Consider the following 24160-nt stretch of genomic DNA (forward strand, 5'->3'; position numbering starts at 1 on the left):
TGCCGCGCAGCGGCACCGCGCGTCGCGCGGCCTGTCCTTGACGGCGGCCCGGCAGCATGGCCGGGGGCAATGGCGCCGCCGCCGTGCCGCCGGCCTGGACCGCTTGCGAAGCCGGGCCATCTCACGGCCATGGAGGACCGCGCCCCATGCCCGCCCGCCTGCTCTCCGCCGCCTCGGCCCTGCTGCTCGGCGCCTGCTCGGTGATCGGCCTGCGATCGGGCACCGAGGAACCGCGCTTCGAGGTCCTCGGTCGCCAGGGCGAGGTGGAGATCCGTCGCTACGCCCCGCGCCTCGCGGCCGAGACCACGGTCGCCGCCGCCGGCGAGGAGGCGGCGCGGAGCGAGGGCTTCCGCCGCCTCGCGCATTTCATCTTCGGCGGCAACCGCGGCGCCGCGCGCATCGCCATGACCGCGCCGGTCGCCCAGGGGCCGCAGCGGATCGCCATGACGGCGCCCGTGGCGCAGGAGGCGGCCGGCGCGGGCGCCTGGACCATCCGCTTCTTCATGCCGGCGCGGTACACGCGCGAGACCCTGCCGGAGCCCGAGGACCCGCGGGTCTCGATCGCGGTGGTCCCCGCCGCCACCATGGGCGTGCTGCGCTATGCCGGCGTGCCGACCGGCGCCGCCGCGGCGGCCCGCCGCGCCGCCCTGCTGGCCGCGCTCCGCGAGGGGCCCTGGCAGCCGGCGGGCGAGGCCGAGGACGGTTCTACGACCCGCCCTGGACCCTGCCGCCGTTGCGGCGGAACGAGGCCGTGGTGCCCGTCGCGCCCCGCTGAACGGCGGGCGCGCGCCTCGGGCCCGGCGTCATCCGCCCCGGGCCTCCGCCGCCGGCGGCGGGGTGGCCGGCGCGGCCAGGCCCTCCGCCACCCGTTCCAGCACCGCGAGGCAGGCGGCCAGTTCCTCCTCCGGGATGCCGGCCAGGATCTCGGCCCGCACGCCCGTCGCCGCCACCTCGATGCGGTGGATCAACGGCCTTGCCTTGGTGGTGAGGTGCAGGGTCTTGGCGCGGCGGTCATGCGGGGCCTCGCGGCGCTCGACCAGGCCCTCGCCCTCCAGCCAGTCGAGGGTGCGGACCAGGGTCGGCCCCTCAATCAGCAGGCGCGCGGCCAGGTCCTTCTGCGTCATGCCCTCGCCGTCGCGGGAGATCGCCAGCAGGGCGAGCCAGCGCGCCTCGGTCAGGCCGTACTCGGCGATGCGCTGGTCCAGGCGCGCGCGCCATCGCCGCGCGATCTGCGCGATGAGGATGCCGAGGCGCCACTGGGTATGGGCGAGGGTGGACCCGTCCCGCATGCGGGCAGGCTAGATCGCCCGCTCATCATGAGGAAGCTAGATAATGGGGGAGGCGGGGAGCCCTCGCGCCGGCGGCACTGTCCGCCGCGGCGGGATGCGGCCATGATGCGGGGGAGGAGAACGTCCGGATGAACCAGCATCCCGAGCACCGCCCGGCGCCGCGCCGGGCCGCCTGGCCGCGGCGGGCCTGAGCCGATGCGCCAGGTCCGCATGGTCTCCGTCGCCGGCATCCTCGGCTACGGCTATCCCGAAAGCTCGCTGGCGGCGGCGCTCGAGCGCGGGGTGGACATGATCGGCTGCGACGGCGGCAGCAGCGATCCCGGGCCCTACTACCTCGGCAGCGGCAAGCCCTTCGTCTCGCTGCGCGCGCTCAGGCGCGACCTGCGGCTGATGCTGCTGGCGGCCGTGAAGCACCGCGTGCCGATGGTGGTCGGCACCTGCGGCGGCGCGGGCGGGGAGCCGCACCTGCAACTCGTGGCGCAGATGGTGCGCGAGATCGCGCGCGAGGAAGGCCTGCACTTCCCCATGGCGCTGATCCATGCGGAGCAGCCGAAGGAGCGCATCCGCCGGCGCATCCGCGAAGGCCGCACCATGCCGCTCGGCCGCATGCCGCCGCTGGAGGAGGGCACGGTCGACCGGGCCGAGCGGATCGTCGGCCTCTGCGGGCCGGAGCCCTATATCCGCGCGCTGGACGAGGGGGCGCAGGTCGTCCTCGGTGGCCGCAGTTCCGACCCGGCGCCCTTCGCGGCGCATGCCATGCGGGCGCAATTGCCGCCGGCCCAGGCCTGGTATGCCGGCAAGATGCTGGAATGCGGCGCCGCGCCGGCGCTGCCGAAAGGCCCGGACTGCCTCTACGTGACGGTGCGCGAGGACGGGGTGGTCTGCGAGCCGATGGGCGAGCGCGCCTGCACGCCCCTCTCGGTCGCCAACCACTCGCTGCACGAGAACCCCTCGCCGATCCGCCATGTCGAGCCGGGCGGGGTGCTGGACACCGCCGACTGCCGTTTCGAGGCGGTCTCCCCCAAGGCGACGCTGGTCACCGGCATGCGCTGGCTGCCGGCCGAGACCTATACGGTGAAGCTGGAGGCGGCGGAGCGCCTCGGCCATCGCTGCGTCAGCGTCGCCGGCACCCGCGACCCGGTGCTGATCGGCCAGCTCGACGGCTTCCTCGGCCTGGTGCGCGAGCTGGTGGCGGGCAAGGCGCGCGACCTCGACATCGCGCCGGAGGACTACCGGCTGACCATCCACTGCTACGGCGCCAACGGGGTGATGGCGGCGCGCGAGCCGGTCAGGGAGATCCGCTCGCACGAGATCGGCTTCCTGATCGACGTGGTCGGCCGCGACGCGGACATCGCCGCCGCGGTGATCGCGCTGGCGCGCACCTCCATGCTGCACAGCGACTTCCCCGGCCGCCTCTGCAAGGAGGGCAACATGGCCATCCCCTTCTCGCCGAGCGACCTCTCCGCCGGGGAGGTCTACCGGTTCAGCATGTCGCACGTGGTCGTCCCCGACGACCCCTACGAGATGTTCCCGATCGAGCACGAGCGAGTCTGATCCATGGCCCTGATCCGCGACATCGCCAGGGTCTGCAAGAGCAAGAATGCCGGCCCCTTCGACCTGACCATCGACGTGGTCTTCGAGGACGACGCGATGTTCGAGCGGGTGCGGGCCTCCGGCGTGCTCGGCCCCGCGCTCTTCGCCCGGCTCTACGGCGTGGCGGAGGCCGAGGTGCTCTTCACGCCCTACCCCGCGGGCCGCGCCTTCAAGGCGACGCTGCCGCGCCTGGTCCCGGCCGGCGAGATCGGCGACACCGATGTCTACGGCGCGCAGCAGCACGCCCCGCTGCTGGAGGTGGACATCCCGCTCTGACCGCCGCGGCTCAGCCCGTCCGGTGGCCGGCGGCCAGGCCGGTGGACAGCGCGGCATCGGCGAAGGCGCGCGCCGCCGGCAGGCAGATCTCGCAGATCAGGCCGCTCGGCGGCCATTCCCAGTCGAGCCGCCCGCCGAGCTGGTCCGAGATGGTGCCGCGCATGACGCGCGTGCCGAAGCCGCGCCGCCCCGGCGGACCCTCGAGGCCGGGGCCGCCCGACTCCGCCCAGCGCAGCCGCAGCGCGCGCCTGCCGGGATCGACCGACCAGGACACGGCGAGCCGGCCGCCAGGGGCCGAGAGCGCGCCGTGCCGGGTCGCATTCGTCGCCAGCTCGTGCAGCGCCATGGAGAGCGGCTGCGCGGCCTGCGCGGCCAGCAGCACCTTCGGGCCCTCGACCGTGGCGCGGGGCGCCTCATCCGGCCCCGGAGGTTCCAGGAAGGGCCGCAACTCGCCCTGCACCAGCGCCCCGAGATCGGCGCCGGCCCAGCGCTCGCGCGTCAGCAGGGTATGCGCCCGCGCCAGCGCCGCGACCCGGCCCTCCACCGCCGAGGCATAGGCGCGCGGATCCTCGGCCGGCGTCAGCCGCAGCGCCGCCAGCACCACCGCCAGCGCGTTCTTCGACCGGTGGTCCAGCTCGCGCGTCATCAGCAACTGCCGCTCGTCCGAGCGCCGGCGCTCCGTCACGTCCCGCAGCAGGCCGGAGACGCGCCAGCCGCCGGGATCCCCGGCGGTGCCGAGCCGGACCTCGCCGCTCACCTGCGCCCAGAGCACGGCGCCATCCGGCATGGTGACGCGGAACTCCTCCTGCAGCGGGCCGCCCGTCCCGGCCAGCCGCCGCGCCGTGGCCTCCAGCCGGGGCCGCTCCTCCGGATGCGCCGCCGCGGCCAGGCCGTGCAGCTCCAGCGGGGCGTCCTCGTTCAGCCCGAGCAGCCGCTGCAGCGCGCCCTCCAGGGCCTGGCCGCGGGCGGCGCTCGCCTCGAAGGCCACGACGCCGGCCGCCTCCTGCGCCCGGCGCAGGCGCGCCTCGGCCGCCGCCGCCTCCTCCGCCCGCCGCGCCTGCAGCCGCAGCTCCAGCTCGTCCACCGCCAGGGCGGCGAGGGCGGTCAGCCAGCGCCGCTCGCTCCCGCTGATCCCGGCCGGCCGCGGGCTGCGCGAGATGACGCAGACCGTGCCGAGCGCGAAGCCGTCCGGCGTGCGCATCGGCGCGCCGGCATAGAACCGGATCGACGGCTCCCCGGTCACCAGCGGATTGGCCGCGAAGCGCGGGTCGCGGCTGGCATCGCGCACCACGAAGACGTCCAGGCCCCCGGGCGCGATCGAATACGCGCAGAAGGCGCAGCTCCGCGGCGTCTCCGTGACCTCCAGCCCGATGCGCGCCTTGAACCACTGCCGCGTCTCGTCGAGGAAGGAGACGAGCGCGATCTCCGTGCGGAGGAGGTCGCAGGCGAGCATCGCCACGCGGTTGAAGGGTTCCTCCGCCGGCGTGTCGAGGATGCGGTAGCGACGCAGCGCGGCGAGGCGATCCTCCTCGCCCGGCGACCCCCGGTATGCCGGGGCGAAACCGTCCTGGTTGCCGGCGCCGGCCATAGTGCGACCTCTGATCCCGTGACCATGGTCCACAGGTCGTGGCAGCGGAAAAGCGTGCAGGCGCATACACGCGGAAGTGTGAACGGTTCCGCAACCCCTCAGCCGGAGGCGGCCGAGTCCCGCTCCACCGCGCGCTGGCGAACCTCCTCCGCCAGGCTGCTGATGTCCCAGCCCTCGTCGAGGGTGACGCGCCCGCGCTCCCGGTCGCGCTCCAGCACCAGGAGCAACTGCTCCGAGGCCTCCCGCACCGCGCGGCTGTAGTCGGCGCCATCCTTCCGGATGGGCGCGAGGCGCCGCAGCATCCGCGCATCGTGCCGGCGGAACAGCCGCCCGGCCCGCTCGGCCTCGTAGGCCGGCATGCCGAGGCGCTTCAGCGCCTCCACCCCCGTCTGCAGGGCGGAGCCGAAGGTTTCCCGCACCACCAGATGGGCGCCGGCATCCATCAGGTCATAGGCATGCGGGCGGTCGCGGGCGCGGGCCAGCACCTGGGCCTGCGGGAAGTGGCGGCGCGCGGTCTCGACGATGCGGTCCGTGGTCTCCGGCGCATCGGTCGCCACCACCACCAGCGCCGCCTCCGCCGCGCCGGCCGCCTGCAGCAGGTCCAGCCGGGTGGCGTCGCCGTAAAAGACGCGGAAGCCGAAGCGGCGGAGCTGCTCGATCGTCTCCATGTCGTGGTCCAGCACGGTCACCTGATGGCCATGCGCCAGCAGCAGCCGGCCGACGATCTGGCCGAAGCGGCCGAAGCCGGCGAGCACGACGCTGCCCTGCGGCTCGATCGCGTCGGGCTCGGGCGGCAGGTCCTCCGTCGCCAGCCGGTCGGCGAGGCGGCCATAGGCCATCATCAGCAGCGGCGTCACCGGCATGGAGAGCGCGACGACCGAGACCAGCAGCCCGGCCTCCGCCTGCGGCAGCACGCCGTTCTGGACGGAGAAGGCGAGCAGCACGAAGGCGAACTCGCCGCCCTGCGAGAGCACCATGGCCGTCAGCAGGATCTCGGGCCCCGGGCGCCGCGCCAGGCGCCCGAGCCCGGCCAGCACCGCCGCCTTGACCAGCACCAGCAGCAGGACGAGGCCGGCGACGGTCAGCGGCGCCCCGGCCACCTGGGCGAAGTCGATGCCGGCGCCGACCGAGATGAAGAACAGCCCGAGCAGCAGGCCCTTGAAGGGCTCGATGTCGCCCTCGAGCTCGTGCCGGAACTCGCTGTCCGCCAGCACCACGCCGGCGAGGAAGGCGCCGAGCGCCGGGGAGAGCCCGACCGTTTCCATCAGCAGCGCGATGCCGATGACCAGCAGCAGGGCGGACGCGGTGAAGATCTCCCGGAGCTGCGTCCCGGCGATCAGGCGGAAGGCCGGCCGCGTCAGCAGCCGGCCGCCGAGGACGACGATGGCGACGGCCGCCAGCACGGCCAGCGCCTGGCCCCAGGGCGGCAGCGTCTCGATCCAGCCGCCGTCGTGAGGCGCGGCGCCGCCGGCCGCGGGCGCCGCCGCCAGCAGCGGCAGCACCGTCAGGATCGGGATGACGGCAACGTCCTGGAACAGCAGCACGGCGAAGCTGGTCTCGCCGCCGCCGGTCTTCAGCAGGCCGCGCTCCGAGAGGATCTGCAGCGCGATGGCGGTCGACGACATCGCCAGGATCAGCCCGGCGGCGAGCGCCATGCGCCAGTCGAAGCCGAAGAGCAGGCCGATGGCCGCGACCGCCGCGGCGGTCAGCCCCACCTGCAGCCCGCCCGCGCCCAGCACCGGCCCGCGCATGGCCCAGAGCCGCGCCGGCTGCAATTCGAGCCCGACCAGGAAGAGCATCATCACCACGCCGAACTCGGCGACATGCATCGCCTCCCCGGCATTGCCGGCGAGGCCGAGGCCGAAGGGGCCGATGGCAACGCCGGCCAGCAGGTAGCCGAGCACCGAGCCGAGGCCGAGCCGCTTGGCGACCGGCACCGCGAGCACCGCGGCGCAGAGATAGACGAAGGCCTGCGCGAGGAAGCCGCCCTCCATGCCTCAGTGCCCCCCATGCGCGGGATGGGCATGAGCAGGGTGCCGTTCGGGCGGCGCGTCGCGCAGCGCCTCGAGCCGCGCGCGATAGGCCTCGGCATGGCGGGCGAGGGAGGCGCCGTCCAGCAGATGCGTCCCGTGCACCACGAAGGGCTCCAGCCAGCGCATGCGGCAGAGCCGCGCCGTCGCCTCGAAGGGGCGGAGGAATTCCGCGATGGTGTGGCGGTTCAGCCCCTCCGGCCCATAGGCGGTCTCCGTCCCGCCGGCCGTGATGGCCGAGAGCATCGCCTTGCCCGCCAGCGCGGTGCCGGCGCGGCCATAGGCGAAGCCGTGCTCCAGCACCAGGTCCTGCCATTCCTTCAGGATGGCCGGGGAGGAGTACCAGTAGAGCGGGTGCTGGAGGACGACGACGTCGTGCTCGACCAGCAGCGCCTGCTCGCGGTCCACGTCGATGAGGAAGTCGGGATAGGCCTCGTAGAGGTCGTGCAGCGTCACGCCTTCGACCGCTTCGGCCGCCTTGCGCAGCGCGGCATTGGCGCGCGACCGCCGGCGCGCGGGATGGGCGAGCAGCACGAGGATGCGCTGGGGCATGGGGGGGTCTCTCCGGCGGGCGGGCGAAGGTCGGCCGCGGCGCGCGGCGCGGTCAAGCGCGCCGATCGGGCCACATGGCAGGGGTTGCGGGGCCGATCTCCGGCCCGCACGACATCGCGACAGCCGCGGTCTCGGCTACAGGCCGGCGAAGAGCTCGGTCGAGAGGTAGCGCTCCGCGAAGGAGGGCGCGATGCCGACCACCAGCGCGCCCTGCAGCGCCGGCTCCCGCGCCACCTGCAGCGCGGCGTGCAGCATGGCGCCGGAGGAGATGCCGACCGGCAGGCCCTCCACCTGGGCGCAGCGCCGGGCGGCGGCGATGGCGTCCCGCTCGCCGACGCGCAGCACGCCGTCGAGCAGGTCGAGGTCGAGCACCGCCGGCTTGAAGCCGGCGCCGATGCCCTGGATGCCGTGCGGCCCCGGCTCGTCGCCCGAGAGGACCGCGCTCTCGGCCGGCTCCACCCCGATGACCCGCAGCCCCGGCTTGCGCGGCTTGAGCGCGCGGGCGATGCCGGTCAGCGTGCCGCCGGTGCCGACGCCGCCGATCACCACGTCCACCGCCCCGGCGGTATCGGCCCAGATCTCCTCGGCCGTGGTGCTGGCATGGATATCGGGATTGGCGGGGTTGTCGAACTGCTTCGGCATCCAGGCGCCCGGCGTCGCCGCGACGATCGCCTCGGCCCGGCCGATGGCGCCGGCCATGCCGCGGCGGGCGGGAGTCAGTTCCACCTCGGCGCCCAGCAGGCGCATCATCTTGCGCCGCTCGATGCTCGCCCCGTCCGGCATGACGACGATCAGCCGGTAGCCCTTGGCGGCGGCGACGAAGGCGAGCGCGATGCCGGTATTGCCCGAGGTCGGCTCCACCAGGGTCGAGCGGCCGGGGGCGATCAGCCCCTCGCGCTCGGCGGCTTCCACCATGGCCAGGCCGATGCGGTCCTTCACCGATCCCAGCGGGTTGAAGAATTCGAGCTTCATGGCGAGGTCGGCCGCCAGCCCCTCCGCCGCCTTCAGCCGGCCCAGCCGGACGAGCGGGGTGGAGCCGACGATGTCCAGCACGCTGTCGTAGATCCGGCCATGCGCGGGCAGGGGCTCCGTGCCGTGGGGATCGGGGTCCGGGCGGGGAGCGCGGCGGGGGAGGGTGCGGGCGGAGTCCGACATGCCTGTGCGATATCACCCTTTCGGGGCGTAGATCAGGGGTTCCACGGCAGAAATCGTGTCCGCGCGGCGGAAATCCAACCCTGCGTGGTGGTGGCGCCGCGCGCATCCCGCCCCGGGCCTGGTCCAGGGGGCCGGCGACCGCCCCCCTAGGCGCGGGCTTTCGCGCCGTGCGAAGCTCCGTGGCGAGGAAACGGACACGCCATGCCGCAGATGCCGCCGGACCGGACTCCGCTTGCGCGGATCGTGAACCCCGACTCGGTGGCGGTGATCGGCGCCTCCGACGACCTGGGCAAGTTCGGCGGGCGGGTGATCCACTACCTCATCAGGCACGGCTACCGCGGCCGGCTGCTGCCCATCAACCCGAACCGGGCGGTGATCCGCGGCCTGCCGGCCTTTCCCGGCATCGCCGCCGCGCCGGGACCGGTGGACGTGGCGATCCTGGCGGTGCCGGCCGGGACGCTGCTGCGGGAGGTCGAGGCCTGCGCCGCCGCCGGCGTCGGCGCCTGCATCGTCATCACCGGCAAGCTCGCCGATGCGGGACCGGAAGGGGCGGCGCTGGAGGCAAGGGTGGCCGCGGCCGCGCGCGCCGCCGGCATGCGGCTGGTCGGGCCGAACTGCCTCGGCATCCTCAACCTGGCCGACGGGGCGATGCTGTCCTCCTCGCTGGCGCTCGAGGTCGAGCGGGTGCGGGCGGGCGGCATCGGCATGGTCAGCCAGTCCGGCGCGCTGATGGGGACGCTGGTCTCGCTCGGCCACCGCCACGGCGCCGGCTTCAGCCGCTGCGTCTCGGTCGGCAACCAAGCGGACCTCGAGCTCTGCGACGTCCTGGAGTTCCTCATCGAGGACGCGGCGACCCGCGTCATCACCCTCTATGTCGAGGGGCTGAAGGACCCGGCCCGCTTCGCCCCGCTGCTGCGGCGGGCGCGGGCCGCGGGCAAGCCGGTGCTCTGCGTCAAGGCCGGGCGGAGCGAGGCAGGGGCGCAGGCGGCACGGTCGCATACCGCGAGCCTCGCCGGCAGCCACGCCGCCTTCGCCGCGCTCTGCCGCGAGGCCGGCGCGGTGCTGCTGGACGACCCGGCCGTGATGGTGCTGGCGGCGGATGCGCTGGACCGGCTGCCGCGCCTGCCGCGGGCGGGGATGGGCTGCGCGGTCATCGCCTCCTCCGGCGGCAGCACGGTCACCACCACGGACATGCTGGCGCAGCACGGGCTGCGGCTCGGCGCGATGGGGGAGGCGACGCGGGCGGAGTTGCGGCGCTGGATGCCGGAGAGCCACGTGCACCTGCCGCTCGATACCGGCAGCTTCCATGACGGCACCAGCGAGGACGGCCTCGGCGCCTGCATCCGCGCCTTCATGCGCGACGACGACATCGGCGCCGTGGTGGTGCCGATGACGACGCAGCCGGCCATGGCCGCGCGCGCGGCGCTGCTGCCGCCGCTGGCGCGGGAGGGCGGGCGGCCGCTGCTCTATGTGATGATGGCGGGCGAGGTCGGCGACGCGGCGCGCGAGCGCCTGCGCGAGGCGGGTTTCCCCTTCTACGACAGCGTCGCTCATGCGTTGGGCGTGTTGCAGGCGCTGGAGGCGGAGGCCGAGGGCCGCGGCCGCGCCGCGCTGCCGCCGCCGGCGCGCCCCGCCGGCCTGGCGTTGCCCGAGGCGCTGCCGCGCGGCGCGCTGACCGAGGAGGAGGCGAAGCGCCTGGTCGCGGCCTATGGCATCCCGGTGACGCGGGAGCGCTTCGCGGCGACCGAGGCCGAGGCCGTCGCGGCCGCCGAGGCGATCGGCTTCCCCGTGGTGCTGAAGGGCGTGAGCCGCGCCGTCGTGCACAAGAGCGACCTCGGCCTGGTCAGGCTCGGCCTCCGCGACGCGGAGGCCCTGCGCGCCGCGCATGCCGCGCTGCTCGCCGCGCCGGTGCCGCTGGAGGGCGTGCTGGTGCAGGAGATGGCGCGCGGCGAGGCGGAACTGATCCTCGGCGCGCGGCACGAGCCCGGCCTCGGCCCCTTCGTGCTGGTCGGCACCGGCGGCATCTGGGTGGAGGTGCTGCGCGACGTGCAGCTCGCCCCCGCGCCGCTGCGACCGGAGGATGCGCGGGCCATGCTGCGGCGCCTCGCCCTCTGGCCGGTGCTGCAGGGCGTGCGCGGCCGGCCGGCGCTGGACGTGGAGGCCGCGGTCGAGGCGCTGGTCCGCCTCTCCTGGCTCGCCGCCGATCTCGGGCCAAGGCTGGTCGAGCTGGACCTGAACCCCATCCTGCTGCGCGCGGCGGGTGAGGGCTGCATCGCCGTCGATGCGCGGGCGACCCTCGCATGATCGCCCGCCGCCCCCTGCTGGGCCTGCTCGCCGCACCCGCCATCGCCCATGCCCAGGGGGGAGCGTCCGCCAACTGGCCGCAGCGGGGCATCACGCTGATCGTGCCGTATCCGCCGGGCGGTAGCACCGACAACGTCTCCCGGCCCATCCAGCAGCCGCTCTCGGCGCTGCTGGGCCAGAATGTGGTGCTGGAGAATCGCGGCGGCGCCGGCGGCTCGATCGGCGCCGCCGCGGTCGCGCAGGCGAGGCCCGATGGCTATACGCTGCTGGTCTTCCCGACCGCCATCCTGACCATCAGCCCGCATCTGATGCGGCTGCCCTACGACCCCGCGCGCGACTTCACGCCGGTCGCCATGCTTGGCATCTCGGACGCCGTGGTGGCCATGCATCCCTCGGTGCCGGTGCGGACGATCCAGGACCTGGTCGCCTATGCGAAGGCGCATCCCGGGCGGCTGCGCTTCAGCAGCGCCGGCAACGGCACCATCACCCAGATGATCGGCGAGATCTTCGCGAGCTCCGTCGGCATCAGGCTGGAGCACGTGCCCTATCGCGGCTCCGCCCCCGCGCATACCGCCCTGCTGGCCGGCGAGGTCGAGCTGCAATTCGACCCGGTCGCCACGCCATCGGTGAAGGACGGCCGGGTGATCGGCCTGGCGACCGCCGGCGCCACCCGCAGCCCGGAACTGCCGGACCTGCCGACGCTGCGCGAACTCGGCATGTACGGGCCGGGCGGCCTCTCCTTCTTCGGCCTCGCCGGTCCCGCCGGCCTGCCGCCCGAGATCGTGGCGCGCCTGGCGGCGGCGCTGGAGCAGGTGCTGGCCCTGCCGGAGGTGGCCCGCGCCATGGCCCCGGTCGGGCTGCGGCCGGCCTTCGAGACCGGCGAGGCCTTCGCCCGGCGCATCGCGCAGGACCGCGCGATCTTCGGCGAGGCGGTGCGCAGGACGGGAGCAAGGGTGGAATGAGCTACGAGCAAATCAAGGTTTGGGAAGACGGCCCGGTCACGGTCGTCTCCCTGAACCGGCCAGAGAAGGGCAATGCCATATCGAAGCGGATGGCCGAGGAGGTGCAGGCGGCGATGACCGCCTTCGCCGCCGACGACGCGCAGCGCGCCGCGGTGCTGACCGCCGAGGGCACGAAGGCCTTCTCCTTCGGCGCCGACGTTACCGAGCCGCCGGAGCTCTGGCGCGCCGTGCCCAATGTGGGCTGGCAGACCAACAAGCCGCTGGTCGCCGCGGTGGAGGGCTGGTGCATCGGCGGCGCGCTGGTGCTGGCGATGATGGCGGACCTGGCGGTCTGCGGCGCCAAGGCGAGGTTCTACTACCCCGAGGCCAAGCTCGGCCTGACCGGCGGCATGATCGCGGCGCTGCCGGCGCGCATCCCGCACAAGATCGCCATGGAGCTCATGCTGCTCTGCCGCGTGGTGGAGGCCGAGCGGGCTGAGCGCGTCGGCCTGGTCAACGAGGTGGTGCCGGAGGGCGCGGCGCTGGCCAAGGCAGTGGAATGGGCGAAGGAGATGGCCGGATTCGCGCCCCTGGTGACCGGCGGGCTGAAGCGCATGGTGCTGGACCACATCCTGCCGCGCGGCCCCTCCGAGCAATGGGCGCTGCACGGCGCGCGGCTGGCCGCCATCCGCGAGTCGGAGGACTTCAGGGAGGGCAGCGCAGCCTTCCGCGAGAAGCGGTCGCCGCAATTCCACGGCCGGTAGGCATCCGGCGGCGACGCAGAGGTGAGCGCCGCGCCGCATGGACCTCCGCCGCATCCCGCGCCAGAAGGGGCGGGCATGCGGAGAAGGGGGCATCATGCGGCAGGATCCGGCGGTGCGGATGGCGGGGCTGGTCTTCGACGCGCTGCGCGAGGCCTCGCTGGACCCGCCCGGCGTCAGCCGCGCCAGCTACGGGCCCGGCGAGCGCGCGGCGCATGCCATCCTGCGCACGGCAGCCGAGGAGATCGGGCTCGAGGTCGAGACGGATCCGGTCGGCACGCTCTCCATGACCTTGCCCGGCCAGAACCGGGACTGGCCGCCGGTCGTCATCGGCTCGCATCTCGATGCCGTGCCGCATGGCGGCAATTACGACGGCGCGGCGGGCGTGGTGATGGGCGTCGCGCTGGCGGCGCGGCTGCGGCGGGACGGCCGGATGCTGCCGCGCGACCTGGTCGTGCTCGGCATCCGCGCCGAGGAGATGTGCTGGTTCCCCATGCTCTATCTCGGCAGCCGCGCCGCCTTCGGCCTGCTGCCGCCGGAGGCGCCCGATACGCTGCGGCGGACGGACAGCGGCCGGACGCTCGCCGAGCACATGCAGGAGGAAGGCTTCGACCCGGACTTCATCCGGCAGGGCCGCGCCTCGCTCGACCCGCGCCTCATCCATGCCTTCCTGGAGCCGCATATCGAGCAGGGGCCGGTGCTGGTCGAGGCCGGGCTGCCGGCGGCGGTCGTCACCGGCATCCGCGGCAGCCTGCGGCATCGCGCCTGCCGGGCGCGCGGCGCCTGGGCGCATGCCGGCGCGGTGCCGCGCGGCGGGCGGCGCGACGCGGTCCTGGCGGTCGCCGCGCTGGCGCAGGCGCTGGAGGCCTTCTGGCGCGAGGCGGAGCAGGGCGGCCGCGACCTGGTGCTGACCATGGGCGAGTTCTGGACCGACCCTGCCATGCATGGCCCGACCAAGGTGCCGGGCGAGGTCGCCTTCAGCCTCGACATCCGCTCGGAGGATCCGCAGGTGCTGCAGCAGGTCGAGTCGCTGCTGCGCGACGAGGCGGCGCGGATCGAGGTGGAGCGGGGCGTCGCCATCGACTACGGCGCGCCGCTGCCCGTCCCGCCCGCGGCGATGGATGCCCGGCTGCGCGCGGCGTTGCGGCACGGCGCCGAGGCGGCGGGCGTGCCGGTGCTCGAGATGGCGAGCGGCGCGGGGCACGACGCGCTGACCTTCGCGGGGCTCGGCGTGCCGACGGCCATGCTCTTCATCCGCAATGCCGGCGGCAGCCACAACCCGGAGGAGGCGATGGACATGGCGGATTTCGCCGCCGCCCTCGACGTGCTGGCGGCGGCGATCGGGGAGATCGCCGCCTGACGATCCCCCGCTACTGGATCGTGTAGCCGCGGGCCGCGCCGACGGTGCGGTTCCAGACCGCGCTGCATTCCGCCCAGATGCGGTTGCAACTGTCGCGGAAGGTCGGCAGCACCACGCTGCTGACGGCCTCGCGGACCTTCGCATCGTCCTCCGGCGGCACGGCTGAGATGACGGAGGTGAATTTCCGGCCCTCGCAGGCGGGCTTGCCGGCGAGGCAGTCCAGCGACTGCTGGTCGCTGACCGCGGCGAAGTCCCACATCGTCTTCTCGAGGCCCTGGAAGGCCTTGACCAACGCCGCCTGCTGCTCCGGCGTGAAGCGGCGCCAGGCGGTCATGCTCATGAAATGGCCCTGCACGCCGCCGGCGACCGAGAGCGGGAAGGTATGCGTCGTCACCTCGCCCCAATTGCCGGCATAGGCCGAGACGGCGGAGGTGACGCCGCAGGTGACGAGGCCGCGCTGCAGCGCCGGATAGACCTCCGAGAACTGCAGCGTCACGGGAATGGCGCCGAGATGCTGCACCAGCGCGGTCATGGAGGGGGTGTAGCTGCGGACCTTCATACCCTTCAGATCGCTGACCGAGCGCACCGGCGCGTTGCAGAAGAAGTATTGCGGGCCGAAGGGCCAGAGCGCCATGACCTTGGCGTTGAAGCGCTCCTGCAGCCGCTTGTCGAAGGCCTCCCGCCCCGCATCCACGGCCTTGCGCAGGTCGTCCACGTTGGTCGAGACGCCGATGAGGTCGAGGCCGTCGAAGAAGGGCTCGTCGCGCGCCACCTGGCCGATCAGCACCGCCATGACGTCGAAGGCGCCGGTGCGGAGGTGCCGCAGCGCATCGGCCGCCTGCAGGCCGATCTGGTCCATGGGGTTGAAGGAGACCTGGAAGTTGATGCCGGTCTGGCCCGGCAGCGCGGCGTAGAAGGCCTTTTCGATCTCGATCTGCTTGGTGTTCTGGCTGAAATGCCCGACCGCGCGCAGCGGCACGGGGGCCTGGGCGAGGGCCGGGGCCGCGGTCAGCAGCAGGCCGGCGGCGAGGGCAAGGCGGCGGAACATGGCGTCTCCCGGGCTGGCGGAAACCGGCCCGGTGCTTGCAAGATCGGGGCCGGATCGGAGGAGCCTGCGCATGCGCCGCGACCTGCTCGGCTATGGCCTGAACCCGCCCCGGATCGCCTGGCCGGGCGGCGCGAAGCTCGCCGTCTCCCTCGTCGTCAACTACGAGGAAGGGGCGGAGATGGCCGTCGAGGCCGGCGATCCGGAGAACGAGCGGATCGGCGAGGTGATCAGCGTCGTCCCGCCGGGACGCCGCGACTTCGGGCAGGAGGGCATCTTCTCCTACGGCACCCGCGCCGGCCTCGCGCGATTCCTCGACGCCTTCGACCGCCACGGCGTGAAGGTCACCTGGTTCATGTGCGGCCGGGCGGTGGAGCGGACGCCGGACCTCGCGCGCGCCTGCATCGCCCGCGGGCACGAGGCGGCGAACCATGGCTGGGTCTGGCGCCCGCATGCCGATTTCTCGAGCCGGGCGGAGGAGGAGGCGAGCCTGCTGCGCAGCGCCGCGGCGATCGAGGCGGCGACCGGCGAGCGCCCGGTCGGCTTCTTCTGCCGCGGCAGCCCGAGCCCCTGGACGCGCGAACTGCTGGCGCAGCACGGCTACCTCTATGACAGCAATGCCTTCGACGACGACCTGCCCTATTGGGACCGGGATGTCGCGGGCGGGCCGATGCTGGTCATGCCCTATGCGCTCGACTGCAACGACATGAAGTTCTTCCATCCCAACGGCTTCGTGGTGCCGCAGCAATTCGTCGACTATGCCGAGGCGGCGATCGACCAGTTGATCGAGGAGGGCGAGCGCGGCGCGCCGAAGCTGCTGAATATCGGCCTGCACCTGCGGATCTGCGGCCGCCCGGCGCGCTTCCGCGCGGTGGAGGGCATCCTGCGCGTGCTGGCGGCGCGCGGCGGGAAGGTCTGGGTGGCGCGGCGGCGGGACATCGCCGCGCATGTGCGGGCGGTGCTGCCGGCGGGGTAGTCCGCCCCGCCGCCTACCCGTAGGTCGCCTTGGCCAGCCAGGTCGCCATGCCGGGGAAGGCGATCAGCAGCGCGGTCATCACCACCATGGCGACGAAGAAGGGGACGGTGCCGGCGAAGACCTGGGCGATCGTCCCCTCCCGCCGCACGGCCTGGATGACGTAGAGCGTCATGCCGACCGGCGGCGAGATGAGCGAGATCTCGCACATCAGCACGATGAAGACGCCGAACCAGACCGGGTCGATCCCGGCCGCGGTCACCACCGGGAAGACCACCGGCACCGTGCCGACCAGCATCGGCAGCGTCTCGAAGAAGACGCCGAGCAGCAGGTAGAAGACGGTCAGCACCAGGATGAGCTGCAGCGGCGTCGCGCCGAGATGGGTGACGAAGCCGCCGAGCGCCGGCGTCACGCCGAGCAGGCCGAGCACGAAGTTGAGGTAGAAGGCGACGGAGAGGATCAGCAGGCTCATCGCCGTCAGGCTGGCGGTCGCCAGGAAGCAGTCGTGCAGCATGCGGACGGAGAGCCTGCCGTAGAGCGCGGCGATCGGCAGGGCCGCCACCACGGCCAGCGCCGCGCTCTCCGTCACCGTCGCCCAGCCGCTGTAGATGCTGCCCATGATGATGGCGAAGATGACCAGCGGCGGCAGCAGGTCCACCAGCCGCCGCAGCCGCGCGGCCAGGTGGTCCTGCGCCTCCTGCTGCCGGATCCAGTGCGGCTTCAGCCAGCCCATCAGCACGATGGTCGCCATGAACAGCACGGTCATGACGATGCCCGGCACGACCGCCGCGGCATAGAGTTGCCCGACAGAGGTATTGGTCATGGCGCCGTAGACGATCAGCGCGATCCCCGGCGGGATGAGGTTGCCGAGCGAGGCGCCGGCGGCGATGGAGCCCAGCACCAGCCGCTCGTCGTATTTCCGCGTGCGGAAGCTCGGCAGCGCGACGGTGGCGACCGTCGCGGCAGTGGCCACGGAGGAGCCGGAAACCGCCGAGAAGATCGCCGAGGCCGCGATGTTGGTGTGCAGCAGCCCGCCCGGCAGGATGTTCAGCCAGTCCGCGAGGCTGCGGTAGAGCCGGTCCGTGCTGCCGCTGCGGACCAGGATCTCCCCGAGCAGGATGTAGAGAGGGATGGAGAGGAGGACGTAGTCCTCCATGGAGGCCCAGAGCTGCGTGCCGAGCGCGTCCACCAGCGCCGGCGACAGGTAGAGCGAGGCCCCGAGCACCGCGGTCAGGAACATCGCGGTGGCGACATGCAGGCCGAGGAAGAGCAGCCCGACCAGGATGCCGAAGCCGATCGCCGCCTCGCCGACGCCGATCATGCGCCGATCTCCCGTCCCTCGGCCCGGGAGATGACGGCGCCGGCCTCGCTCTCCACCTCCTCCTCCAGCGTCATCGGCCCGTACCAGCGGTTCACCTTCGGCCAGTCCGTCAGCAGCAGCCAGAGCGCATGCGCGGCGAAGGCGCCGGCGGCGAGCGCGAAGGCGACGAGGCCCGCGAGCCAGGCCGATTGCGGCAGCCACATCGGCGTCTGCAGCGGGGAATTGGCGTGGCTCTGGAAGAGCAGGCTCTCCTCCAGCACCGACCAGCCGCGCAGCGCGGCGAAGATCGCCAGCGCCGTCAGCAGCAGGAAGGCGAGCGCGTTCAGCACCGCGCGGAGCGGCGCCGGCAGGTGGCCGAGCAGGAAATCGACCCGGGTATGCGACCGCACCACCAGCGCATGGGCGAAGCTGAGCGTCGAGAAGACCGCGAGCGTATAGGCGCCGATCTCGTCGACGCCCTGCAGCGAGACGCCGAGGAACTTGCGCCCGAAGATCTCGGCGCAGGTGAGGAAGGCGAGGCCGAGCAGCCACCAGCCGCCGATGATCGCCACCAGGCGCGCCGGCGGCGCCAGCAGCCGCGCGACGGGATTGTCCAGCCTCATCATGCCGGGAGACCCGAGAGCGCCCGCCAGTGCCGTGCGATGTCCATCCGTCGGGCGATCCAGACGCCGGGCACGCGCGTCACATGCTCCAGCAGCAGCTCGAGACCGCGGATGCGGCCCGGCCGGCCGATGGTGCGCAGATGCAGCCCGACCGACATCATCCTCGGCGTGGTCCTGCCCTCCCGCATCAGCCAGTCGAAGGCGCCGATGCAGTACCTGGAGAAGTCCTCGGCGAAGACGAAGCCCTGGCCCGGCGCGAAGCGCATGTCGTTGGTCTCGAAGCTGTAGGGCAGGACGACATGCGGCCGGCCCGCCACCTGCACCAGCCGCGGCAGGTCGTCGTCATAGGCATCCGAGTCGTAGAGGAAGCCGCCTTCCTCGATCAGCAGCCGGCGGGTGTTCACGCTCGGCGCCGACTTGGTGTGCCAGCCGAGCGGGCGGGTGCCGGCGGCGCCGTGCAGCGCCTCCACCGTCCGCGCGATCACCGCGCGCTCGGTGGCCTCCTCCATTCCCGCATGCATCTGCCAGCGCCAGCCATGCGCGCTGACCTCGTGCCCCGCCGCGGCCGGGGCGCCGGCCAGCGCGGGCGTCGCCGCCACCGCGCGGCCGCAGCAGGAGAAGGTGGCCGCGACGCCGAAGCGGTCCAGCAGGTCCAGGATGCGCCACAGCCCGACGCGCGAGCCATAGGCGAAATGCGTCTCCATGCAGGGATCCGGCGTGCCCTCCACGTGCTGGCGCGTCTCCGGCACCAGCTCGTTCCGCTCGTCCCCGCTGGCCAGCGAAAGCTCCGCGCCCTCCTCCACGTTCACCACGAAGGAGAGGGCGAGGCGCGCGCCCTCCGGCCAGCGCGGATCGGGCGGGTTGCGGCCATAGCCGGCGAGGTCGCGCTCGGCCGGGGGCATGCCGCCGGGCAGAAGGGTCATGGTCGTCTCCGCTGCACGGCAGGTGCACGGCAGATTGGAGCAAGCGACATGCCATGGCGCGGGCCGCCGCGCCGCGTCTTCGCGGCCGGCGGATGACCCCGCCTTGCGCAGGCTGCGCAGCCGGCGGGCAGGCGGCGCTCAGGCCACCGCCGCGGCCCTCCTGCCGCCCGGCAGCGGCGTGCCCTCCTCGGCGAGCGACGCCAGCGTCTCCTCGGCGATGGCCAGCGTCGCGGCCCGCAGCGCCGCCGCGCCCTCGGGCGTCAGGCCGCGCGCGTCGCCCATGAGCCGCCGTGCCGCGGTGGTCAGCCGCGCCGCGCCGAGGGTGGCGGCGGCCCCGGCCAGCCGGTGCGCCGACGGGATCATGCCCTCCGCCGGCACGGCCTCGGTCTCGCGCAACTGCTCGGTGGCGTCGCGCATCTCCCGCACGAACTCCGCCGCCAGGCTGCGCGAGGCCTCCGCGTCCAGTCCCGGCACGGCCAGGGCCGAGCCCGCCTCCCGGCTGAAGAGCGGGATGTGGCGAAAGCTCCCGGCATCCGGCGCCGAGGCAACGGCGGGCCAGACCTCGCCGGACAGCCGCGCGAGGACGGCGACCAGCGCTTCCCGCTCGATCGGCTTGGCGAGATGCGCGTCCATCCCGGCCTCGCGGCAGGCCGCGATGTCCTCGGCGAAGGCGCTCGCGGTCACCGCGAGGATCGGCAGCCGGGCCGCGGGGCCGGGCAGGGCGCGGATCTGGCGCGTGGCCTCCAGCCCGTCGGTGCCGGGCATCATCACGTCCATCAGCACCACGTCGAAGGGGTGGTCGGGCGGCGCCTCGGCCACCGCCCGCACCGCCTCGGCGCCATCCGGGACGCAGTGCACGCTGTGGCCGGCCGCTTCCAGCAGGGCGCGCGCCACGGCGAGGTTGGCCGGCACGTCGTCGGCGACCAGGATGTGCAGGGGTCTGCGCGGGGCGAGGGCCGGCGGCGCGACCTCCGGCGGGCGCGGGCTGGCCTGGCGCAGCGGCAGTTCCGCCCAGAAGACCGCGCCCTCGCCAGGCGGGCAGCGGGGATTGGCCGCGCAGCCGATGCGGCCGCCCATCTGCCCGACGATGCCGGCGGCGATGGCGAGGCCGAGGCCGCTGCCGCCGCCCTTGCCGCGATCGAGCTGCACGAAATCGCCGAAGATGGCGCCGCGCTGGTCGTCCGGCACGCCGGGGCCGGTGTCGCGCACCTCGATCCGCACCCGCACCGGGCCGTCCCCCCCGGCCGGCGCCAGGGGTTGCGCCGCGAGCTCCACCCGGCCGCCGGGCGGCGTGAATTTCACCGCATTGGACAGCAGGTTCAGCAGCATCTGCCGCATCCGGGTCTGGTCGATCTCGACCGTCGCCGGCAGCGTCTCCGCCAACTCGACGGCCAGGTCGATCCGCTTCTCCTCGGCAGCCGCGCGGACCAGGGTCGCGCAGTCGCGCAGCAGGGCCGGAAACGCGACCGGGGCGGGACGCAGCTCCAGCCGTCCCGTCTCCACCTTGGCGAGGTCCAGCACGTCGTTCGCCACCGCGACGAGGTGGCGGCCCGCCGCTTCGAGGGTCTCGGCCCAGGCGCGCTGCTCGCCCGAGAGCGCCGGGTCGCGCGCGAGGACCTGCGCGAGGCCCAGCACGCCGTTCAGCGGCGTGCGCAATTCGTGGCTCATGCGGGCGAGGAAGCGCGACTTCGCCGCGGTCGCCGCGGCGGCGGCGTCGCGCGCCTGCGCGAGGTCCGTCATGGCGTGCTTCAGGTCCGTGATGTCGGTGCGGATGCCGACCGTGCCGCCATGCGGCAGCCGGCGTTCGGTCACCAGCAGCCAGCGCCCATCCGGCAGCAGGCGCTCCATCGGCGGATGGTTGCCGCGGTGCCAGGCCTTCATCTCGGCGACGAAGGCCTCGATATCCGCGCCCGCCTGCGGGTACTGCCCGCGCTTCGCACCCTCCCGCATGATGTCCTCGAACCGCGCGCCCGGGGCGATGAAGGGCGCGCTGACGGCATAGAGGTCGCGGTAGCGCTGGTTGCAGATCACCAGCCGGTCCTCGGCGTCGAACATGACGAAGCCGTCCGGCATGGTCTCGATCGCGCTCTCGAGCAGGCGGCGCGCCGCGGCGCGCTCGGCCTCGATCCGCTCGCGCTGGCGCAGCGCGCCGTTCAGCGCCAGCATCAGCGCGCCGAGCAGCAGCATGGAGCCGAGCGCGACCAGGGCCAGCCGCTCGCGGTCCTGGTGGTACTCCGCCATCGCCTCCTCGATCTCGAGGCTGGCGACGACGGCGATGTCCCGGTAGAGCAGCGGCCGCGCGGCGGCGAGCACGGTGGCCGTGGTGAAGCGGCCGGGCATCTCGATGGCGGTGCCGTCCCGCGGCAATTGCGCCGCGCCGCGGGGCAGCCGGCGCCCGATCCGCGTCTCGTCATGCGGCAGGCTGGCCAGCAGATGCGCATCCCAGCGCTCGACCGAGATGCGCAGGCCGGGAACCTCCCCGACCGGCGCCAGCATGGTGGCCACGAGGGAGACGGGCACCTCGGCCACCGCGATCACCTCGCCGAGGCCGGGAAGCGCCATGCTGCGCAGGAAGAGCAGGGCCCATTCGCCGGTCAGCGGGTTGCGCACCGGTCCGCTCACGACGGCGGCGCCGGTCTGCCGCGCCTCGGCGATCCGGGCCGGGTCGAGCGGCAGGCCGTGGTTGCGCGAGGCGCTGAGAGCACTCGCCCAGGGCAGGCCATCCGGCCGGAGGATGACCAGGTCGCGGAAATTGAGGTTCTGGAAGTTGAGGTCGCGCAGCATGCGGTTGGCTGCGGCGCGATCGGGCTGGGCGTCCTGCAGCACCTGCCCGAGCACGGCCGGCAGGCCGGCCAGCATGCCGTCCACCGCCAGGAAATGGCGATTGACGGTGCTTTCCGCGACGCGCGCCACGCGCTGGACCATCTGCACCGCATTGCCGCGCGCCGAGGCCCGCAGCCGGTCCAGGATCAGCGCCGAGCCCAGCGCGACCGCCAGCAGCAGCAGCCCGCCGGACAGGAGCACCGCGATCCGGAGACGGCGTGCCTGCATGGCTCAGTCGGCCTTCGCCACGATGCCGCGCAGGGGGGCCATGATCCGGTTCCAGGACTCCGCGCAGTCCGGCCCGCAGCGCTCGACCCAGGCCGGCAGCACCGTGTCCTGCAGCAATTGCCGGCGGCGGGCCTGGTCCTGCGGCCGGTCCTCGACGATCGTCATCCGGCCGCGCGTGCCGTTGGCGCAGTCCGGCCGCCCGGCATTGCAGGCGAGGCCGTCCGCCGTCTCCTGCTCCGCGCCGCGCCAGATCTCCTCCTGCAACCCGGCGAGGCCGGTGCGCAGCGCGTCGCGCACCTCCTCCGGCAGCGCATTCCAGGCGCGCTGATTGGCGCCGAAGATCGAGACGCCCCAGCTTATCGAGACCGGCGAGACATGGGTGGTGACCTGGTGCAGCCCGATGGCATTGCCGGAGAGCGCGCCGGTCAGCGCGCATTCGACGACGCCGGCGCGGATGGCCGGGACGATCTCCGCGAAGGGCGTGACCACGGGGACGGCGCCGAGCGCCGCGATCAGCTCCGACTGCCCGACGGAGGAGACCCGCACGCGCCGGCCCGCCAGGTCGCCGAGCCCGGCGAAGGCCTGCCGGCAGAACATCACCTGCGCCGGATAGGTATAGACCGCCAGCAGGCGGATGCCGTAGCGCTCCCGCAGCAGCACCTCGAGGCGCGGCCGCCAGAGCTGCTCGGTCTGCCGCAGGGTGGCGATGTCCGGGTTCAGCATCGGCAGGTCGATGCCGTTCAGCTCGGGCTCCTCGGAGGCCGCGACCGAGAGCAGCACGGTGCCGAAGGAGACGACGCCGAGCCGCATCAGTTGCAGCATCTCCTGCCCGCGGATGCCGCTGCGGTCGAAGGGCGCGATCTCCGCCCGCAGCCGCCCATGGGTGAGGCCGGGCACGCGGTCGGTCCAGAAGGGCGCCTCGTAGCGCACGTACTGGCTGATGGAGGCGAGCCCGCCGACCACCTTGATCTCGATCGGCGCCGGCGCCTGCGACCGGGCCGGTCCCGCGCCGGGCAGCAGCAGGGCGAGCAGCGCGAGGCGGCGCAGGACCGGCCGGCACCATCTGCACGCAGCAGCGATGGTCCCTGGCACGGCGGCAAGGATCGTCCCGGAAGTCACGAATTGGCCCTCGGCAGCCCGTGTCGAACGGTGGCGGGGGCACGCCATGGTGGCATCGGCCCCGCCCGGCGGACCCTAACTGTTGTGCCGCCCGTTTGCAGCCCCGAGATGCGGACGCGGCCCGCCATTGCATCGTCCCTGTACCGCGGTGGCGGCGCGAGGCCCGGGCGGGCTCGCCCGACCCGTCCCGCGCGCCCGGCCGGGGCTCAGGCGCCCTGCAGCGCCACCCCGGCCGCCGAGCGCCCGCGCTCCCCGTAATTGGCGCCGGAATACTCGCTCATGAACTCGAGATAGGTGAACGGAGTGTAGCGCGCCGGGTTGTCCGCGGTGACGCAACTGGGCACGGGCGCCATGACCGCGTCGTAGGAACAGTCCATGAAGAAGGGGATGGCATAGCGTTCCTGCCCGCTGCGGTTGGTCACCCGGTGCGGCGTCGCCAGGAAGACGTGGTTGGTCCAGCGCCGCAGCATCATGCCGCCATTGACCAGGAAATGCCCCTCCAGCGCCGGCGCATCGATCCAGCGGCCGTCCGGCAGGCGGATCGAGAGGCCCGGCACCTTGTTCTGTGCCAGGATCGTCATGAAGGAGGTATCGGCATGCGGCGCGAGGCCCCATTCGTCCTCCGCCGCGGTCGGCTCCTGCTGCGGGTAGTGGGTCATCCGCAGGGTGAACATCGGCTCGCGGAACTTGTCGTCGAACCAGTCATGCGGCAGGCCGAGGGCGGCGGCATAGATCGGCACGAGCCGCTTGCCGAGCCCTTCCATCGCGGCGGCATAGTCCAGCGCGACCTCGCGGAAGCCGGGCAGGTCCGCCGGCCACTGGTTCAGGCCGCGGAAACGCTTGCCGGCCAGAACGTCGGGATGGCCGGGCGGCAGGTCGCGCTTGAAGAAGACCGCCTCGTTCGCGTTCGGCTTCTTCACCCCGTCGACCGCGTTCATGCGCGTGGTATTGCCGCGGAAGGGCAGGTAGCCCTGGTTGTGCGCGTTGAAGGGCATGGCGAGCTTCGCTTCCAGCGGCTGCGCATGGAAGCGGGCGGCGGCGGCGAAGGCGGCCTGCACCAATGCCTCCGGCACGCCGGTGTTGCGCACGAAGTAGAAGCCCACCTCGGTGAAGGCGCGATGGAGCTGCCGGCCGAGTTCGTCGAGGGCGCCGGGCTCGCCGCGCAGCAGCGGGGCGAGGTCGAGGATGGGGATCTCATCGGCCATGGACAGGGCTCTCTTGCAGCGCGGATCGGGAGCCTATGGCCAAGCAAGCGCCACGCCAACCCGCGATGTTGC

19 protein-coding genes and 1 pseudogene are annotated in these 24160 nt (G+C 73.6%); 8 read left to right on the forward strand and 12 right to left on the reverse strand.

Going from position 1 to position 24160, the window contains the following annotated elements; genetic code table 11:
* Positions 1-146: 146 nt before the first annotated feature.
* Positions 147-617: pseudogene (locus tag Q7A36_RS17090) on the forward strand (SOUL family heme-binding protein); the annotation flags it as partial.
* Positions 618-803: 186 nt separating this feature from the next.
* Here the strand turns inward: Q7A36_RS17090 and Q7A36_RS17095 are convergent.
* Positions 804-1289, reverse strand: a complete 486-nt coding sequence (locus Q7A36_RS17095) for a MarR family transcriptional regulator (RefSeq protein ID WP_305104935.1) — start codon at positions 1287-1289, stop codon at positions 804-806.
* Between the two features lie 195 nt (positions 1290-1484).
* Here Q7A36_RS17095 and Q7A36_RS17100 point away from each other — a divergent pair, with 195 nt between their 5' ends.
* A complete protein-coding gene (locus tag Q7A36_RS17100) occupies positions 1485-2843 on the forward strand; it encodes an acyclic terpene utilization AtuA family protein (protein WP_305104936.1) in 1359 nt (452 codons plus the stop codon).
* 3 nt (positions 2844-2846) lie between these two features.
* Positions 2847-3158 carry a DUF4387 domain-containing protein gene (locus tag Q7A36_RS17105; RefSeq protein ID WP_305104937.1) on the forward strand — a complete coding sequence of 104 codons (312 nt, stop codon included), beginning with the start codon at positions 2847-2849 and terminating at the stop codon, positions 3156-3158.
* A gap of 10 nt (positions 3159-3168) precedes the next feature.
* Here the strand turns inward: Q7A36_RS17105 and Q7A36_RS17110 are convergent, their stop codons facing one another.
* The 4 genes from Q7A36_RS17110 to cysK form a co-directional block, all read right to left on the reverse strand.
* Entirely contained in the window at positions 3169-4746 is a 1578-nt protein-coding gene (locus Q7A36_RS17110) for an HWE histidine kinase domain-containing protein (RefSeq protein ID WP_305104938.1), read from the reverse strand.
* A 98-nt stretch (positions 4747-4844) separates the two neighbouring features.
* Positions 4845-6740, reverse strand: coding sequence for a monovalent cation:proton antiporter-2 (CPA2) family protein (locus Q7A36_RS17115; RefSeq protein WP_305104939.1), 1896 nt, complete (start codon positions 6738-6740; stop codon positions 4845-4847).
* A 3-nt stretch (positions 6741-6743) separates the two neighbouring features.
* On the reverse strand, positions 6744-7328 hold the full coding sequence (gene kefF, locus Q7A36_RS17120) for a glutathione-regulated potassium-efflux system oxidoreductase KefF (RefSeq protein WP_305104940.1): 585 nt from the start codon (positions 7326-7328) through the stop codon (positions 6744-6746).
* 135 nt (positions 7329-7463) lie between these two features.
* Positions 7464-8483: a cysteine synthase A gene (gene cysK, locus Q7A36_RS17125; RefSeq protein WP_370655674.1), complete on the reverse strand. Its 1020-nt coding sequence runs from the start codon at positions 8481-8483 to the stop codon at positions 7464-7466.
* 201 nt (positions 8484-8684) lie between these two features.
* Here cysK and Q7A36_RS17130 point away from each other — a divergent pair, with 201 nt between their 5' ends.
* The 4 genes from Q7A36_RS17130 to Q7A36_RS17145 all read left to right on the forward strand — a co-directional run bounded on the left by Q7A36_RS17130 (position 8685) and on the right by Q7A36_RS17145 (position 13849).
* Complete coding sequence (locus Q7A36_RS17130; protein WP_305104941.1) at positions 8685-10787, forward strand: acetate--CoA ligase family protein; 2103 nt, start codon at positions 8685-8687, stop codon at positions 10785-10787.
* Positions 10784-11749: a Bug family tripartite tricarboxylate transporter substrate binding protein gene (locus Q7A36_RS17135; protein WP_305104942.1), complete on the forward strand. Its 966-nt coding sequence runs from the start codon at positions 10784-10786 to the stop codon at positions 11747-11749. Before Q7A36_RS17130 ends, Q7A36_RS17135 begins: the two co-directional genes overlap by 4 nt.
* Positions 11746-12492, forward strand: coding sequence for an enoyl-CoA hydratase/isomerase family protein (locus Q7A36_RS17140; protein ID WP_305104943.1), 747 nt, complete (start codon positions 11746-11748; stop codon positions 12490-12492). The genes Q7A36_RS17135 and Q7A36_RS17140 overlap by 4 nt, the downstream gene beginning before the upstream one ends.
* Positions 12493-12586: 94 nt before the next feature.
* Positions 12587-13849 carry a Zn-dependent hydrolase gene (locus tag Q7A36_RS17145; protein ID WP_305104944.1) on the forward strand — a complete coding sequence of 421 codons (1263 nt, stop codon included), beginning with the start codon at positions 12587-12589 and terminating at the stop codon, positions 13847-13849.
* Between the two features lie 10 nt (positions 13850-13859).
* Here Q7A36_RS17145 and Q7A36_RS17150 read toward each other — a convergent pair whose 3' ends face one another.
* A complete protein-coding gene (locus Q7A36_RS17150; RefSeq protein WP_305104945.1) occupies positions 13860-14897 on the reverse strand; it encodes a TRAP transporter substrate-binding protein in 1038 nt (345 codons plus the stop codon).
* A gap of 70 nt (positions 14898-14967) precedes the next feature.
* Here Q7A36_RS17150 and Q7A36_RS17155 point away from each other — a divergent pair, with 70 nt between their 5' ends.
* Complete coding sequence (locus Q7A36_RS17155) at positions 14968-15870, forward strand: polysaccharide deacetylase family protein (RefSeq protein ID WP_305104946.1); 903 nt, start codon at positions 14968-14970, stop codon at positions 15868-15870.
* 13 nt (positions 15871-15883) lie between these two features.
* On the opposite strand, the gene Q7A36_RS17160 is transcribed toward Q7A36_RS17155, so the two are convergent.
* The 6 genes from Q7A36_RS17160 to Q7A36_RS17185 form a co-directional block, all read right to left on the reverse strand.
* Positions 15884-17188 carry a TRAP transporter large permease gene (locus tag Q7A36_RS17160; protein ID WP_305104947.1) on the reverse strand — a complete coding sequence of 435 codons (1305 nt, stop codon included), beginning with the start codon at positions 17186-17188 and terminating at the stop codon, positions 15884-15886.
* On the reverse strand, positions 17185-17793 hold the full coding sequence (locus Q7A36_RS17165) for a TRAP transporter small permease subunit (RefSeq protein WP_305104948.1): 609 nt from the start codon (positions 17791-17793) through the stop codon (positions 17185-17187). The genes Q7A36_RS17160 and Q7A36_RS17165 overlap by 4 nt, the downstream gene beginning before the upstream one ends.
* Positions 17790-18713: a polysaccharide deacetylase family protein gene (locus Q7A36_RS17170; protein WP_305104949.1), complete on the reverse strand. Its 924-nt coding sequence runs from the start codon at positions 18711-18713 to the stop codon at positions 17790-17792. The genes Q7A36_RS17165 and Q7A36_RS17170 overlap by 4 nt, the downstream gene beginning before the upstream one ends.
* 138 nt (positions 18714-18851) lie before the next feature.
* On the reverse strand, positions 18852-21764 hold the full coding sequence (locus Q7A36_RS17175; protein WP_305104950.1) for a PAS-domain containing protein: 2913 nt from the start codon (positions 21762-21764) through the stop codon (positions 18852-18854).
* A gap of 3 nt (positions 21765-21767) precedes the next feature.
* Positions 21768-22856 carry a TRAP transporter substrate-binding protein gene (locus tag Q7A36_RS17180; protein ID WP_305104951.1) on the reverse strand — a complete coding sequence of 363 codons (1089 nt, stop codon included), beginning with the start codon at positions 22854-22856 and terminating at the stop codon, positions 21768-21770.
* 233 nt (positions 22857-23089) lie between these two features.
* The gene (locus Q7A36_RS17185) at positions 23090-24088 is read right to left on the reverse strand and encodes an isopenicillin N synthase family dioxygenase (RefSeq protein WP_305104952.1); all 999 of its coding nucleotides are present in this window, start codon (positions 24086-24088) and stop codon (positions 23090-23092) included.
* Positions 24089-24160: the final 72 nt, after the last annotated feature.

The sequence above is a fragment of the Paracraurococcus lichenis genome (assembly GCF_030657435.1).
GTDB classification, from domain to species: domain Bacteria; phylum Pseudomonadota; class Alphaproteobacteria; order Acetobacterales; family Acetobacteraceae; genus Paracraurococcus; species Paracraurococcus lichenis.